This is a genomic window from Alienimonas sp. DA493 (assembly GCF_043951915.1).
Taxonomy (GTDB): domain Bacteria; phylum Planctomycetota; class Planctomycetia; order Planctomycetales; family Planctomycetaceae; genus Alienimonas.
In genome coordinates this window covers 1-16569 of record NZ_JBINJD010000036.1, presented here as the reverse complement: position 1 = coordinate 16569, position 16569 = coordinate 1, and the positions used below count along the sequence as shown (strand labels likewise).

Below are 16569 nucleotides of genomic sequence, written 5' to 3'. Positions count from 1 at the left end.
CGGGAGAATCGACCTATAGCGTCACGCCCATATCGGCGAACAGCCACTTCAGATCGGCCCAGACCTCCTTCTTCGCCGCCGGGTTCCGCAGCAGATAGCTGGGGTGATAGGTGCAGGCGACCTTCGCCCGCCCGTACGGGAAGAACTGCTTCCGCAGCTTGCCGATGCCCAGTTTCGTCCCCAACAACTCCTTCGAGGGGACGGCCCCCCAGCAAACGATATAGTCCGGGTCGACGATGCGAATCTGGGCGTCGAGATACTCCCGACAGTTCGCCGCCTCGACCGGCGAGGGGTTGCGGTTGCCCGGCGGGCGGCACTTCAACACGTTGCAGATATAGATCTCGTCCCGCCGCAGCCGGCAGGCTTTGATAATATCGTCGAGCAGCTTGCCGGCCCGGCCGACGAACGGCTCGCCGGTCGCGTCCTCGTCCGCTCCGGGGGCCTCGCCCAAAAACAGGATCGCCGCGTTCGGGTCGCCGGCGCCGAAGACCGTCTGGGTGCGGGTGGCGACCAGCTCCGGACAGCGGGGGCAGCCGCGGACGGTCTGTTCGAGGACGGTCAGCGCCGCGGCCCGCTCCTCGACGGGCTGGGTGGAGCGTTCCGCGTTCCCAGCGTTCGCGCCGCCCTCAAACAGCGCCGCCGCGGGCGCCGGAGCCGTCGGGGCAGGAGCCGGTTCCGCCGCGGCGGCAAGGTCCCGCGTCATCCCCGCCGCGAACCGCCCCGCGGCCGCCGCACGCTCATGCGTTCCCCCCGCGTCGCCGTCGCCGGCAGGCGGCACGTCCTCGGCAGAGGCGTCCCCCAGGTCTGCGACCGGCGTCAGGGCGAACGCCTCCCCCTTTGGAAAGTGCGTCAGACCGGCCCGGCGGTCGGCTTCGAGCCGGCGGAGAACGGACCGGCGGAGCGTGTCGAGATCCATCCCCCCACCGTCCCCCCCGCCGCCCCGGAAGGCAACCGCCCCGCTCAGTCGTTCGCCGGGTCGTTCGCCGGATCGTTCGCCGCAGGAGCCGCCTCGCCCGCCGCGGCGTCGAGCGCCCGCAGCCCGGCCTCGACCGCGTCGATCGCCGCCGCCGCCTCGGCCGGTCGCACCGCGGAGGGGGTGTCGTTGGCGGTGTGAATCAGGGCCAGAATCTTCGGCAGCCCGGCCCGCGTCGGCCGCCCGCCGCCCTCCATCGCCTCCAGGAACGTGACCGTTTCGAGGATCTGCTCCCGCGGCAACAGGCTCAACGACAGCACCTCCATCTCCGCGGCCCGCGAGCTCGGCTCCGCCCCCTCCCGCACCGCCGCGAACGACCGGTGATCGCTCGGCGGATACACCGACCCCACCACCGTCGGGAACGGTTCGCCCCCCTCCCCAGCCGCGTCCGCCGCCGCCGTGCCCTGCACGAACCGGCGGGCGGCGGTCCGGTCGGCCTCCGTGGGGTAGTGCACCCACAGCGTCTCGCCGTAGGCGAACACGTCGAAGTTGACGAACAGATCCGGCAGCCCGGACGCCGCCCCGGGGGCGTCCGCCTCGCCGGCGGCCTCGGCGAACGCCCGGCTGCCCAACAACCCCTGCTCTTCCTGATCGAACCAGAGCCCGACGACGCGATGATTCGTCAGCGGCCGGGCCTGAAACCGCCCGAGCAACTCCAGCACGGCGGCGCACCCGCCGGCGTTGTCCACCGCCCCGGTTCCCGCCTCGACCCGGTCCAGATGCGCCCCGAGCATCAGCGTCCGCTCCGGCGCCGGCCCCGCCGCCGCCGGCGGGACGACCGCCAGCAGGTTCGTCCCCTCGCGGCGGGGGCCTTGGAACGCCCGGCGCTGCGGGTCGAGCCGCAGGGCTCGCAGTTCGTTCTCGATCGCGTTCCGGCGTCCGTCGAGCGCCTCCGCGGCCGCCACGGCGACCACCCGACGCTCGAACCGCCGGGCCGTTTCGTCGCCGGCCGGCTCGCCGGTCCCTCCCCCGCCGCCCGCCGCCGGGGACAGGAGGGCCAGCAGGGCGACGTGAGCGATCATCGGAACCAACCGTGACGGGGACTGCGGGAGCGGGTCGAACCGCGGACCTCGGTCCCGGACGGACCTGCCGGGCGACCGACCGCCCGAGCGGGCGGCGCCCTCACCCTAACGTCCGCAACGCCCGCCCGCCCCGACCGGCTCCCGCGGAGCGTTCCTCCGGACCGGCCCCCCGCGGGCGCCGTCGGGCTGGCATCCTACGATTCAAGGGATAGAGTGTGCGAACCCCGCCCCCCGGACCGCGTGTCCGAGGGGCGAGGCACACTCCGGCCGGAGTGGCGGAATGGCAGACGCGAAGGATTCAAAATCCTTTTCGGGGAAACCCGAGTGTGGGTTCGAGTCCCACCTCCGGCACTATTATGACAGGGAAATACGCCGTCCGACGGTTCTCCGCACGACGCCCGCACGGCGGCCCGTTAGCAAAATCGTTAGCAAGGGACGCATCCGGGTCTTCGTCCGCCGCAGTCGATCAGGTCGCGGCGCCGGACACGCCGGACCCTTTCACGGCGGCGGCGACGGCTTCGGCGGTGAGTTCGGCGTCGGCTTCGGCGTAGTAGCGCAGCGTCGTGTCGATCGTGCGGTGCCGGGCGAGGGCCTTGAGGTGTTGGGGCAGCACCCGCTGCGCCCAGCGGAAACAGAACGATCGCCGCAGGTCGTGGGCGGTGGCGGTCTTCCCCGGCTTCACCGCCACGCCGGACGCCCGGCCGATGTCGCCCACCGTCTTGCTCGCCTCCCGCCCGCCGGCCCGGCCTCCGCGGTCCAGTGGCAGGTCGAACACGAACCCGGTCCGCTCCGCGGCCGGGACGGTTTCCAGCAGGGCGACGAAATCCGGGGTGAGGGGCGTCACCGTGTCCCGCTTCCCCTTCTGCATCCGCCCCGGGATGAACAGCGCCGGGAACTTGCCGCCCAGCCGGAGGTGGACGCCGTCGCGGTCGTCCCACGTCAGCGCCGCCGCCTCGCTGATCCGCAGGCCCGACAGCCACAGTCCCCGCAGCAGGAACCGCCAACCGGCCGCCCGGTCGGCACCGACGGTCGGTTCGGTCGCGTCCAGCAGGCGGTCGAACTCCGCGTCGGTCAGCGGTCGCCCCTTCGCGGCCGACTCCACGGGGGGCACCGTGACCTTCGGCGGGGCCGCCAGCAGGCCGCGGTCGTGCGCCCACCGCAGGGCCGCCTTGAGGTGCCGCAGGTTCGTGGCGACGGTGTTGGCACTGTTCCCGGCGGCGGCCATCTTGCCGGCCCACTCGTCCAAGGCGGCGGGGGTGAGGGCGGTCAGCAGCTTCGGGTTGAGGTGCCGTTCGACGCTGGCGAGGACGGTCTCGTACTTCGCGGCGGTGTTCGGTCGCTTGTGGGCGAGGTGCCCGTCGGAGAACTGCTTGCGGAAGTCCGCCCACGTCGTCCGCACGGGGCCGCCGGCGCCGCGGTTGAGGTCGTCGGCGAACTTCGACGCCCAGCGCTCCGCCTCCCGCTTGACCTTGTGCCCGGTGGACCGGGTTTTCTTGCGGCCGGTCGCGGGGTCGGTCCACTGCACCTCCCAATTCGGGCGCCCCTGCCGCCGCATGACGGTGTAGGTGATCGGGGCGTTCGGCATCGTCGGGCGGCGGCACGGTGAACGGGTGAACCGTCATTCAAGATACCGTCCGGCCGCCGCTGCGTCAGCGTGCGGGCGGCATCAGACGAGCGTAATCCGGGCGAACGCGTCAGAGGTCCGACGTGATGCCGCGTCTCGCTCAGCGAACGGTGATCTCGGGGAAGACGGGGAAGACGGGGAAGACACGGTAGCTGTCAGGCACCTTCACGTTCGTTGAGGGCCGGAAGCGATCGGACGATGTCCATCGTCTCCATGCTCACGCGGACGATGCGGCCGATCAGGTCCACGATGTACCGCGGATCGTCGTGTTCGCGGCACCAGTCGTTCGGGTCGTTGCGGATACCGCTTTTCTTATCGACCGTGACTTTGTAGCGATCCATAACCCATTCGATCGCCGGCTTGCCGTTCACGACGTATTCGTAAGCGGCGAGCGGAATTTGCTTAATTGTGACGTGTGCGTTGTAGACGATCGTCGACTTATCGTGCTTCAGGCCTTCGGTCTTCTGTTCTTCGGACGGCCGGGCGAACCGCATTTTCTCGACCTTGAACTGATCCCACGGATCGAAGTCAAACGTCTCCGTCTGCACGGAAACGCCCCACGGCTTGACTGTCTCGTAGTTCAGGTGCAGGTCGGCGAGGTCGCGGCCGGCCTGAGTGAAGGCCCAGAAGTCGGCGGTGTCGCGGGTAAGCGGGATGCGGGGCAGCGCCTTTTTCAAGTTGGCAGCGAACCGCTCCCGGTATTCGGCACTGTGGAGAATGCCGTAGACGTAGTAAAAGATGTCGTCTTTGGTGAGCTTATTGTCGTAGGACGCCTGAAAGGTATCGAGAACAGAACTTGTAATCCCATCTCGGCGACGGAATCCCTCAACGAGTTCGCTCTCGCCGTCTTCGAACCCAAGGCTGTTCTTGACGTCGGCTCTTTCGTAATAGAAACGCGGAAAGCACTGGCCTTTCGAGACCATCTCCAAATCGACGACCGTGTCTGAAATGAGGACCGAGAAGTCGTGGCTCGCCCCAGCCCCAAGGGCGGCGATGACTAGGTTGGCGTGCCTCTCCGTCGGGAAAAGCCTCGGCATCTTGTACACGACCTCGTTCAATCGCCGGTTGAAATACATCCAACGCTTGAAGAAAGGCCTGTATAACGCCACGCGAAAGCCTTCCTTTTCAAAGCTGAGAGCCTTCCCTTTTCTAGCGTCGGCCTTGAGGGCGCGGGTCCAGTTTATTAGTTTTTGGTCAGACTCGACGACGTCTTCAAGTTTCGGGTTTTCCGACTCCCCCAGGCGTTGAATGACAGCCTGATAGTTTGACATCTCGCGTTGATAGGATTCGACGAGCCGTACCACGGACACTTCGAGCGCAGCTCTTGAAGCGTTGTAGACCCAAGCGTCGCGGCCAGTGACTACACCTAGAGAGTAGGTCACAAACAGAGACTCGACCGATTCCAGACCTTCTTTGTCGCCCATCGGTGTGAAGGCGTCGAATGCCGGGTCGCGTTGATCGATCCAATCGTTTTCGGCGTTGGGTTTAATCTGCCTCCATTGCTTGGCTTTGGAGACACCGCGAATGCTGGCGAACTTGCGAACGAGGCCGAGCTTTTCGTCGCGACTGAGGTAGTCGCCGATGTCGTGATAGTGAAGTCCTCCAGCGGGTTTCTTCCCGGGATTTTTGATGAGCAGCGTGATGGCGACGGTCGCGCGTGAGCCCGATCCGAAGATTTTTCCGCCTTCTTTGCGGGAGGTTTCCCCGGAAGTCCGTTGATTGCCGCGGAGGTTGAGGACGTATAGTGAGGTGAACTCGTCAGTGAGGCAGCCGCGGAGGCCGTCCATGTTGTTGGCTTCGATAAATGAGCCGTTGGTGACGAAGCCGATTACACCCTTGTCTTTGATTCGGTCACTGGCCCACCGAATGGCCCGAACATAGCTGTCATAGAGGTTTTTGTGCAGCTTGGCGTTAGACGCTGCCGCATAAGTCTCTGCTATGCGCGCATTGAGTGCTGGGTAGTCCAGACCCTTGTTGTTATCGTTCTCGCTCTGTTGTTGCGCAGAATATGGCGGGTTCGCGACTACGACGCGGATCGGGCTCTGCTGCTGTCTTTGGGCCCGCCCGGAGTTTACCGGAAACGTGCCTTCGAACTGATTCTGCCTATCCTCGCAGAGCTGAAAGGTGTCGGTTAGGACAATGCCGTCGAACGGCTCGTATTCGTCATCGTCATCGTTCGTTGATGATAATGCGTGGAACGTTTCTTCGATATTGATTGCCGCGATATAGTATGCGAGCAGAACGATCTCGTTGGCATGGAGTCCTTTCCGGAATTTCTGAAGCAACTTGTCCTTCGGGATCAGGCCGCTTTGCAGCAGGCGAACGATAAACGTGCCCGTGCCGGTGAACGGATCGATGATATGGACGTCTTCCTCACCCAAGCCGCTGTCGAATTCGTCGCGGAGCACATCTTCGACGCTGCGAATGACGAAGTCCACGACCTCCGGCGGCGTGTATACGATGCCAAGTCGTTCCGCCACGCGGGGAAATGCGTTCCGGAAAAACTCTTCATAGAGTTCGGTGATAACCTTCTGCCGAGCCTCCGCATTGTCGAGGCCCGCCGCGCGGTCTCGAACGCTCGCGTAGAACCGTTCCAGCGTTTCGGCTTCCTTATCGACGCGTTCCGCGTCGAGCAGATCGAGCATTCGCTGCATCGACTGCGAAACCGGATTGTGCTTCGCGAAGTCGTAATGGGAGAAAAGGGCGTCGAAGACCGGCCGAGTGATGAGGTGTTGGGCGAGCATTTCGATCGCTTCATCCGCACTAACGGCCGGATTGAGGTTCCGGCGCAGCCCTTCTAGGAACTCCGCGAACGCCACGGCGTGCTTCGCGTTCTCGTCTTCAAGCAGTGCCTTGATGCGGGTAACGTGACGCTCGGCGATGACGGCGATATCTTTCGCCCAAGTCTCCCAATAGCCGCGGTCGCCGACTTTCTTCACGATCTTGGCGTAGATCGCGTCCTTCCAGTCTTCGAGTCCGGGGAAAGCGAGCCCGCCTTGGGTAATACGGGGTTTGGGCTTCGAATCGCCGCCCCCAGACGAACCGTCGTCGCCCCCATCCCCGCCGCCGACGCCGATGATGTCGATCTTCGGCGGCTTGTTCCGGTTCAGTTCAATCTGGTTGATCGTGGCGTTGAACCGATCGTCGTGGGCGCGTAGCGCCTGAAGCACCTGCCAGACCACCTTGTATTTCTTATTGTCTTTCAAAGCATCTTCGGGCGTTTGATCGGCCGGGATGCCGATCGGCAGGATGATATAGCCGAACCGCTTGCCCTCGGCCCGACGCATCACACGGCCGACGGACTGCACGACGTCGACCACGCTGTTCCGCGGGTTGAGGAACATCACCGCGTCGAGAGCCGGAACGTCGACGCCTTCGGACAGACAGCGGGCGTTCGACAGGATGCGACAGGCGTTGCCGTCGGCGTCTTCCTTGAGCCATTCGAGCAGCGCGTTGCGGCGGAGGGCGTCGAACGAGCCGTCGACGTGATCCGCTTCGACGTCGAGCACGTCGTCTGCGTCCGGGTTGTCCTCTTTGTACGCCTCAACAATCCGGTGGAATTGTTCGACGAACTGTTTTGAAGCCTTAATCGTCTGGGAAAAGGCAACGGCCCTTCGCATCGGCTTCGCGTCGCTCTGTAGATCGGGATTGTTCAGAGTCGATTCGAATCGCTTTTCGAGTCCGTTCCAGCACCCGGTGATCCGCGTGGCATCATCGAGGTTCATCTCGCCGTCAGCGGCAAGCTGCTTCTGGAACGTTCGTGCGACGTACTTCTCGTCCACCGCGAGGACGAGCACCTTGTAATCGGCGAGCAAGTCGTGCTTGACGGCTTCGCCGAAACCGAGCCGGTGAAGTTCTCGGCCGAAGACGCCGACGTCATCCATCGACGCGACGACGGCCGCGGCTTCCTTCGCCTTGCTCTTCGCATCGTCGCCGTAGATCCGCGGCGTGGCGGTCATGTACAGCCGCTTCTTCGCCCGCAGGAAGTCTGCGTCGTGAACCTTCACGAAGTGCGATTCGTCCTCTCCAGCGAACGTGACGCCGGTCGTGCGGTGCGCCTCGTCGCAGATAACCAGATCAAACTCCGGCAGCCCCGCTTCCTGCGCTTTCGCGACCGCTTCGATCGAGTGATAGGTCGAGAACACAACCGTGGGGTGATTCTTCGCTTCGCCCGACTGCAACTTGAACTGCCTGACGAGTTCGCGCTGACTCGTCGTCGCAGGGAAGGCGAGGTCCTGAATCGTGATGTCCCCGGAGTCGTCGTCCTTCGGCTTCCGTGAGGTGCCGATGTTGGCATCCGAGCAGACGGCGATGCTGGTCAGTCCGTTCTCCGCTTCGGCGGTCCATTCGCGAAGCGACTGCGCGAGCAGCGACAGCGACGGCACGAGAAACAGGACGTTGCCGGTCGGCGCCATTGCTTCGGCAATGCGGAGCGACGTGAACGTCTTTCCGGTCCCGCACGCCATGATGAGCTTGCCGCGGTCGGCGTTTTCCAAGCCAGCGACGACGTTCTCTAAGGCGATCTTTTGGTGGGGACGTAAGACCTTCTTCTCGCGCAGCCCCAAATCTTGCGGACGTTTATCCTTAAACGTCGACCAGTCGACGGCACTGTCCCCCAGATTTGCGATACCGATTCGCGTGACCGGTTTGGTCTGGTGGTGCAACGCGTCCAGAGCGTTCTTGCCCCACTTATCAGTCGTCGAGACGATGATGCCGCTGGTGAATTGCGTCCGGCCCATCGCGGTGATGAACGAGTCGATGTCCGCCTTCGACAGCTGATGCTCCGGCAGATAAAACTTGCACTGGATCGCGCAGTGTTCACCGGTGGCCGCGTCGCGAGCCACGAGGTCGATGCCGACGTCGCCAACTTTCCCTTTGTTCGGCCAGTCGTTCCACATCCACACCTTATCGAAGCGATCCGCATAGACCGGATCGATCTCGAAATAGCGGAGCATCAGCCGTTCGAATCGATCGCCCAAGTCGCGGTTGTTCCGGGCGTCTTCGCGGAACCCATCGAGAACGTCGTGCAAGGCGGTCATCATCGTCCTTTTATTCGTAGGCACCGCTACCGCGGGCCGTTTGTAGTATCCAAGCAGTGATTGAAGTCTGACGCCCGCCCGTCGCGGCGTCTTCGACGAGTTACCGGCGGGTCGGTCTCGCCGCAGGTGGACGTCGCTGTCCACGTCCCGCGCAAGTCCTTCGGCGTTTCTTTGCCGTGATCCGCAGCTTGGGGTCGAGGTCGCTCAGAGATCCGCGAGAAGGCTGGTCGCTCACGAAGACCTGTCGTACGGGGCAGGAAGGGGCGGGTCGGGATGGTAAGGAACGGTGGTCAGCAACGCTCCGCTGAACGGATCGTGCTCGGCCGTCCGCGAAACAGTCGGGAGGAACTGGACCGCTCAGTAGCGGGACCAGGGGGCGGGCGTGCAACCGCAAATCGGGTGCAAGCTCGGCGTCGTACCAACCACGGATTCGGGGAGCGCGTGGCCCCCTCCCGGCACCCCGGGATCGGTCGCAACGCCCGGCCGACGAACGGGTTGTGTCTGCCGGTTTGCATGCAAGCGTCACGCGATCGGCGACGGTCCGCCGGAGCGACGGAAACGCATTCTCCCGGCCGGCGGATCAGGTCGATCTTCGTTCGCCCCATGCGTCCAGCGATTGCAGAGATGCACCCGGCGGACGGGCGGAGGGGCGGGGCGTTTTTTCGTGCGTCGGCGAACCAAAACCACGCGGTCCGGCGGACAGACACGACGACAGAAAACCGGCCCGGGGGGGCTCTCGTTCGTAGGGCCCCGGGGGGCGATCTTTTCAGGTGCCCGATGCCCGCAAACCACGCCGCCGGCGGGCGTAGGTCGCGATACATTTCGGGAGCCGTTTTTTCTCCGGGGACCGCCGGGAACGGCCCGACAAACCCGACGGATTCGACGGGCGGAGGCGGAGACGATCGCCGCGTTTCCGCGGATCAGCGGGTCGCCCTGAGCCTGCCGAAAACGTGCTCCCGGTGGTGCGACAGGTACGGGAGCAGCCCCTCCGGTACTGCCCGCAGCCGCATACTGTCGATCAGACCGAACGCGGCGGCGGCGTCCGCTTGTAAGCCAGGATGCCGGATCAGTTCGCCGTCGTCCTCGAACGTGACGAACCCGGCGTCGAATAGGTGGTCAAGCGGGGCGATCAGCGCCAGCCCGTTCGCCGGGTCGAGCCGTTCCGCGTCGGTCGAGTCCTTCCACGGTTTGACGTGAGACGCCCGCAGTAGGGCGGCGTCGGCGATCCCGGTGACGGCGCACCCGTCCCACGCATTCAGCACGTCCCTACGGAACCTTCCCTGCCCGACGCGGCTCTGCACGACGGCGTCCCGCTCCGTCTCCGTCAGCCCGTCGTCCCGCTGCGCCGCCCGGGCCTCCATGTCCGCCCACGGGTCTGACGGCGGGCTGTCCGGCCCGATCCGAAAGCCGGCGTCCTCCCGCGCCCGCAGACAGCCGATGCCGTAGCGGGTGAGACGGGAGTGACCCGGCTCGGCGCTGCGTTCAATCACCCGCCGATCCTTCAGCGTGTTGCCGTGCGCTTGATTCGGCAGGCCGGCGGTCGGCACGTCGCTGCCCCACCGTCCGCGGCTGGCGATGCCGTCGGCGAACTCCGCCGCTTCGGTGTCGCGGGTCACGCCGTCCCAATGCTGCCCGGCGGCGATCCACTTGGCGGCGTCCTCCCGGCCGTACTGTTCCAGTTTCTCCGGGTCGCCCGCCGCCCGGGCGTGACTACGTTCGGACATCGCGGCGAGTTCTTTACGGCTATAGGCGTTGCGTTTCGCCATTCAGGCTCTCCGATCGTGACGGGAGGTGAGACGCGGCGACGGTATCGCGGACGGCGGGACCGGACGACGGAACCCGGTCGGCAACGATCTCCGCCCGCGTCGGCGGGTGGCAGGCGGCGCAGATGACGTGCGGGCCGAACACGCTGATCCAGCCGTCCGGGTGGCCGTAGGGGCACCAGGGCGTCGGCGGGCGGCGCCAGCGGTGGGGACGCCGGGCCGGGGCGTCGCGGGCGTCCAAGACCGACAGCACGGCCGCCTTGTCGGCCAGCAGGCGGCGGGCGAGGTGGGAGGCGGCGACGGGGCCGCGGACCCGCAGGCGGTCGCCGTCCCGCCAGACCAGCAGTCCCGCGGCGCCGGCCTCCGCCAGCAGGCCGGCGGCGTCCCGGGGGGCGTCGGCGTAGCCGTTCAGGCCGACCATTCGCCCACCCCCTCCCCGTCGTCGCCGGTCGCCTCGTCGTCGATCGCCTCGTCATCGATTCCCCTGCCGCCCACGAGGACGACCGCGGCGGCGGAGTCGTCGTTCCCCCGGGCGTTACCCGAAACCGGCCGTGCCGCTTGAGGAACGGGGGTTTCGGGTAACGGGACCGGGGCGTCCGGGGCGTCACCGCCGGCGGGGTCGTGCAGGACGAAGTCCTCCGTGGGACGGCCGCCCCGCGGGCCGGGCGGGCGGAACTCGAACCGGCCGTAGCCGTGCTGCGACAGGCCCCGCAGGGCCTGCTCCGCCTCGCCGCTGTCGCCGCCGTACAGGTGTCGGCGGGCCTTGGCGAGGTCCCGGGCGGTGACGGACCCGCCGCGGTGCGACGCGATCCACTCCGCCAATTCCCGCCGGGCCGTTTCACCCTCGTCCTCCCGCAGCATCGCCAGCACGCGGGTCGTCTCCCGCTTGAACCACTCCGCCATCGTCACCGCGGCGGCCACGCTGGCGGCGTCCACGGCGCCGGGATCGCGGTCCCCGTCGCGGCCGGCGGGATGTTCCAACGTCGGGTCGCCGGCGGCCTCCCGGACGAGGTGGACGATCAGGGCGAACCGGGCGGCGTAGGCGGCGGCCTTGCTGAAGCTGGCGGCCACCTCGCCGCGGGCGTCCGCCATCGCGGCGCCGTTCTCGTTGAAGAACTCGATATAGGCCCGCTTCGCCTCCGCGGTCAGCGGCACGACGACCGGCTCCGGGTCGTTGTCGCGGTCGGGGACCATCTTCAGGTCGTACAGGGCCTGCACGACGGCCCCCAGCCGGTCCCGCACGGCGGTCGGCACGTCCCCCTCCCGCCACCGCAGCGGGCGGGCCGGCGGCCAGACGAACAGCCACCGGGCCACCAGACCGCTTTCGAGGTGTTCAGCGGTCAGCAGCCGTTTGAGCGTGCCCGGCTGCACCGTGCCGCACAGGCTCACGCTGGCGCGGGGGATGTAGATGAACTTCGGCGTCCCGGTGCGGCGGTCGATGCGGACCGGCCGCCCGCCGTGCATCGACAGCCACTTCGCCGCGTCCCCGCCGCCCTTGCCGGCGTTGTACTTGTCCAGCATGCCGAACCAGCCGGCCAGTTCCTCCGTGGCGGCCAGCACGCCCCGCGGGTTGGCGTCGAGGATGTCCCGCAGCGCCTCGATCGTCGTGTCGTCCACCAGATAGCTGCGGAGCGTCGGCTCCGGCGGTTCGGGCGGCGGGTCGCCCTCGCCCTTCTTCTTCCAGCGGGCGTGCTCCACCTCCCAGCGGGCGCGTTCGCGTTCCCACTCGGCGTGGTCGTCCCGCCAGCGTTTGCGTTCCGTCTTCTGTCGGCGGTGGGCTTCGGCGAGGGCGGCGTCGAGGGCGGGGCTTTTCCGCTGCCCGCTCTCGCAGACCCCGGCGCACCAGACGATCGCCGGTTCGCTGTAGCTGTTGTTCAACCGCAGCCGGCGGCTGTTGCCGATCGCCGACGCCAGCGCCGCCAGCAGCGGCCCGGCGACCAGCGCCGGCTCGCATCCGATCACCCCCGCCGTCGCCCCGACGTAACCCCGCACCGGCTCCGGCAGGGCCTCCAGCGGGAACGGCACGAACCCGCCGGGGCGGTTCCCGAAACCCCCGTTCTCCCCTGCGTCCAGAGGGTTTCGGGTATCGCCGCGGGGGACGAACGGCGGGGCCGCCTCCGCGGCGGCGAGCACGCGGGCCTTCAGCGTCTCCGGTTCGACGGCGTCGGCCGCCTCCACGAAGTCCGCGGCGTCCCAGCCCGGCGGCGGGTCGCCGTCGCCGTCCCACAGCGCCGCGGGGTCGAGGATTCGCACCGTCGCCGGCGGCGTGAGGGCCGTCAGCGCCTCCGCCACGCCCGCGGCGTACTTCGCCCCGGGCTCGTCGGCGTCCGGCCAGATCGTCACGTCGCGGCCGGCCAGCGGGGTCCAGTCCGCCTTGCGAAAGGCGTTCGACCCGCCGGGGGAGGTGGTCGCCGTCACGCCCACCGACGCCAGCGAGTCCGCGGCCTTCTCGCCCTCCACGACGAAGACCGTCTCGTCCGGGTCCTCCGCCACGTCCGGCAGCCGGTACAGCGGCCGCGGCGCCGTCATCGCCCGGCACTCCCACGTTGTCCGTCCGCGGGCGGTCTGCCGGATGTCCTTCCCGCCGTCGGGCCGGTCCCACCGCAGGACTTCGCCCAGCAGGTCGCCGTTCTCGTCGGCGTAGACGTACCGCACCGACGGCGGCCCGCCCATCTTGGCGGCGAGCGCGGCGGCGGCCTCGTCGGCGGTGGCGTATTTCGGCGGGGACGCCCGCTTCGCCGGCTCGGCACGGTCGGCCGGGGGCCGGGGCGAAGGAACCGTCGCGGCGCCGGCTGGGACAAGGTTCAACGTCTCCCCCAGCAGCCGGCGGGCCTCGTTCAGATCGACGCCGCCGGCCTGCATGACGGCGTCGATGCCGGTGCCGTGGAACCCGCAGATATTACAGTGGCACTTGCCGGTCGTCTCGAACGTCTTGCGGTCGGCGTTGAACCGATCGTCGCCCTCCCCGCAGAACGGGCAGGGATGACCGCGGCCGTCGAGGTGGTCCGGGTTGAAGCCGGCGTGAGTCGATAATAACTCTCGCCAGCGACCGCGGGCGGCGTCGTTGATCTCCTCAACACGCGGCAGGCGGACGCGGTGGGCGGTGGATTTTGGATGAGTCACGGGGGACAATGCGGGTGTGTGAAAGCGAGTCCGCCGTTGCGACCGGCGGGCGAGGAATCGACGGCCCCGGGGGCGCCTCCCCCGGGGCCGCTTTCGCAGGCGCAGACCGGGGGCGGCGACCGCCGCGGCGATCTTCAAAACAGGGGGTGAACCGCGGCGTCGCGGTCGCGTCAGAACGTCGTCCGGCCGGGCCGGACCGGGCCGTTACGCGGCGGCCTTTTCTTCCGCGGCGCCGGCGTCGTTCAGGACATAGTCGATAAAGTCTTTGCCGTGGACGTAACCGCGGTTGGCGGTGTAGCGGACGGTCAGCCCCTTCGCCTTGGCGGCCCGGACGGCGTGCCGGCCCCAGCCGGTCCGCCGCATGAACTCCGGCAGGGGATACAGGACGTGCGGTTCGATCGCGGCGCCGGGCGTGCCGGACTTGGGCGTGCGATCTTTAGAACGGGCGGGCATTGGGATGCTCGAATCGGAAGGCGGAAAGGCGGGCGGGACGACGGCGTCCCTACCCCAGCGCCGACCGGGACCTGTTTTCTCTCAACCCCCTGCCCGACCGGCGGGTTCGGGAACCGAACTGCCGATCGCGGTGCGGGGGCCGACGGGGCGTCGTCCGGCGGCGTGCGGGTATTGAACCGCAATTTCCGCCGTCGTCAGCGGCTTCGGTAATCGTTGTCCCCAGTGTCCCCAGTCCCTGTCACCACAGTCCAGCAGCCTTCAATCTGTCCCGGGTGCGGCCGTAATTCCGCCGCAACGCCTCGACGCGTTTCTCGAAAGCGTCTTTGTCCGCGACGTTGAACCCCGATTTTTCTAGCTCCCTTCGGATGTATTTACGCTGCTCGGTCGGGCGGGCGGCGACCATTCGTTTGATGAACTCCCGATCCGTGTCTGGCCAAGGGTCGAACGCGGCCGGCAACTTGGCAGTTTTTTTCGACGTGTCCCCAGTGTCCCCAGCACTGTCCTCGGTGTCCCCAGTACTGTCCCCACGGTCCTCCGCCGTTGTCCGGCGGCTATTTTGCTCCGCCAGCAGGTCCGCCGCGGCGACGCACGCCCCAAACAGGTCCGGTAGCCAGACGTAAAACCACCCCGGCCAGCGGTACGGCAGTGCTGGATCGGCCTTGAGACGCTTCTCCACATTCGCCCGAGACGCCTCCCAGAACTGTTCCGGCTCTACGCCGCATCCGCCGTCCACGCCAACGGCCCGGCAGCGGACCGCCGACAGGCACGCCGGGTCGGCCCCGGCGAGCGCGAGGTCGAACGCCGCCCACAGGAACAGCCTGCGGGGCGACCGGACCTGTTCGTAAAGATCGGGGCCGATCGTTTTGAACGTCGCCTCTCGAACCGCGGCGGGGGCCGCGAACAATGCCCGCCCCGCGTCGTCCAGCAGCGAGACGAACGACCGGACCGCCGCGAACGCCGCCCGGTGCTCCGCGTGCAACATCTCCGGATCGACCCGGCGGGCGTGCATCTCGCCCAAGACGCCGTCGGATTTGGCCAGCAGCCTTTCCCGATGTCGCTCGGCGAGGTCGCGGTGCGGCGGGAGGGCCGCGTGGACGCCCCGGCAGACGCAGGTTCCCGTCCGCTCCCACCCCGGCGGATCGGTCCCGGGCACCTCGCGTCCGCCTCGCAACATCCCCGTCCACGGTCGTCCGTCGGGCGCCACGGCCAACTCCCCGTCCCCGTCAATCCGGGTCCAAGCGTAGGGCGTGGCGTTCCTGTCGCCGCCCCGCGTGAGGGCGGAGCAGTCCGCCGGGTGCGGCGACGGCGGGCCGGGGGCGTTGGGTTCGTCCTCGATCAGAACCACCGGCACCGGGGGGACGGCCGCCCGGCGGGCCGCCTCCCGCATCCGGTCCCGCGCGTCCCGCATCTGCCGCACCCACAGCGGGGCGTCGTCCGCCGCGACGACAGCCGGTTGCGGCGGCGGAGACCGATGTGCCTCCCCCTCCCGTATCGCGGCCTCCCACTCCCGCCGGAACTTCGCCCGCTCCGCGGCGAACGGGTCTCCTGCCATGCGTCGCCGCACGACGGCGAGGTGAACGGCCAGCGCGTCCCGCACCCCGGCCGCGGCCTCGTGGGCGGAGTCCTCGTCCGGGCCGGCTTCGGCGGGCGGCAGATGGGTCGTCAGCGTCTTCGTCGCGGCGGCGAAGCAGCGTTCGGCGATCTGCACGACGGACTCCGCCAGCGGACGGCCGAACCGGTCCGGGCGGGGCGGGGTCGTCGGGGCGAACTTCGCGGTCGTGACGGCCTCGAACGCCGCGACCCGTTCCCGCTCCACCAGCGCCGGCTCGATCGCCCGGTCGAACAGGTCCGGCAGGCGCCGCAGCGCCAGCATCGTCTCCGCGGCGGGGCTCGGGGCGAACCCGCGGGCGGCGAGGTCTTCCCGCGCCCGGTCCAGCAGGCTTTGCATCCCGATTGCAAAGCGGGCCTCCGGGTCGTCCCCCCGCCCCAGCGCCGCGGCGGCGGTCCGCTCGATGACCGCCTCCGCCTGCGCCGCGAACGTCTCCGACGGCTTCGCCGGTTCCTCCCGAGGCGCCTCATCGGCCTTCGCCTTCTCCCCGGAACCAGACGGCGGCCACCCCACCTGCGGCGGCGGGAACAGGTCCACCCCCTTCCCCGGCGGCAACGGCTCCTTTCCCGCGGCGAGGCGGCGAGCGGCGTCGCGCCCGCGGCGGGCCGGCGTGAGCAGGTCGATCGCCACGAAATAGCAGCAGGCGTCCCCGAAGCTGACGGCCGGGTTCTCGTCGATCAGCGTGCGAATCTCCGCCAGCGGCCCGGCGACCGCGGGGTGCAGGTCCCCGTCGGCTTCGGCGGGGTGGGCGGCGAGGCCGCGGTCCAACGCCTGCGCCGCCTCGCGGAAGTGTTCGCCGTAGGTCCCAAAATCGAGCGTCACCTCGCCCGACTTGGCGGCGTGTCGCAGTGCGTCCGCCCCGGCGTGGATCGTCGCCGCCGGGGTGAAAACAGTTCTCGCCAACTCGTTCAGCCGCTCCGCGTCGTCGCTCACTGTGCATCCCCGGTGTGTCGCCGGGGGGCC

The 16569-nt window shown here is 68.2% G+C and carries 9 protein-coding genes and 1 tRNA gene; 1 reads left to right on the top strand and 9 read right to left on the bottom strand.

Annotated elements, in window-relative coordinates:
- Nucleotides 1–13 precede the first annotated feature (13 nt).
- Entirely contained in the window at nt 14–916 is a 903-nt protein-coding gene (locus tag ACG2DA_RS07845) for a uracil-DNA glycosylase family protein (protein WP_395254998.1), read from the bottom strand.
- A gap of 44 nt (nt 917–960) precedes the next feature.
- Nucleotides 961–1995, bottom strand: a complete 1035-nt coding sequence (locus tag ACG2DA_RS07840) for a M28 family peptidase (protein WP_395254996.1) — start codon at nt 1993–1995, stop codon at nt 961–963.
- 266 nt (nt 1996–2261) lie between these two features.
- On the opposite strand from ACG2DA_RS07840, the gene ACG2DA_RS07835 reads away from it, so the two are divergent.
- Nucleotides 2262–2346: transfer RNA gene (locus ACG2DA_RS07835), tRNA-Leu, on the top strand.
- 115 nt (nt 2347–2461) lie between these two features.
- Here ACG2DA_RS07835 and ACG2DA_RS07830 read toward each other — a convergent pair.
- From ACG2DA_RS07830 to ACG2DA_RS07800, 7 genes are all read right to left on the bottom strand, one after another.
- Entirely contained in the window at nt 2462–3580 is a 1119-nt protein-coding gene (locus tag ACG2DA_RS07830; RefSeq protein ID WP_395254995.1) for a tyrosine-type recombinase/integrase, read from the bottom strand.
- Between the two features lie 194 nt (nt 3581–3774).
- Nucleotides 3775–8661 (bottom strand): DEAD/DEAH box helicase, encoded by a 4887-nt coding sequence (locus ACG2DA_RS07825; protein WP_395254994.1) that lies wholly within the window; start codon nt 8659–8661, stop codon nt 3775–3777.
- 917 nt (nt 8662–9578) lie between these two features.
- Nucleotides 9579–10424 (bottom strand): HNH endonuclease, encoded by an 846-nt coding sequence (locus ACG2DA_RS07820; protein ID WP_395254993.1) that lies wholly within the window; start codon nt 10422–10424, stop codon nt 9579–9581.
- Nucleotides 10402–10842 (bottom strand): hypothetical protein, encoded by a 441-nt coding sequence (locus ACG2DA_RS07815; RefSeq protein WP_395254992.1) that lies wholly within the window; start codon nt 10840–10842, stop codon nt 10402–10404. The genes ACG2DA_RS07820 and ACG2DA_RS07815 overlap by 23 nt, the downstream gene beginning before the upstream one ends.
- Nucleotides 10830–13544, bottom strand: a complete 2715-nt coding sequence (locus ACG2DA_RS07810; RefSeq protein WP_395254991.1) for a DUF3987 domain-containing protein — start codon at nt 13542–13544, stop codon at nt 10830–10832. The genes ACG2DA_RS07815 and ACG2DA_RS07810 overlap by 13 nt, the downstream gene beginning before the upstream one ends.
- 204 nt (nt 13545–13748) lie before the next feature.
- Nucleotides 13749–13997, bottom strand: coding sequence for a hypothetical protein (locus tag ACG2DA_RS07805; RefSeq protein ID WP_395254990.1), 249 nt, complete (start codon nt 13995–13997; stop codon nt 13749–13751).
- Nucleotides 13998–14235: 238 nt separating this feature from the next.
- Nucleotides 14236–16539, bottom strand: coding sequence for a hypothetical protein (locus tag ACG2DA_RS07800; protein WP_395254989.1), 2304 nt, complete (start codon nt 16537–16539; stop codon nt 14236–14238).
- Nucleotides 16540–16569: the final 30 nt, after the last annotated feature.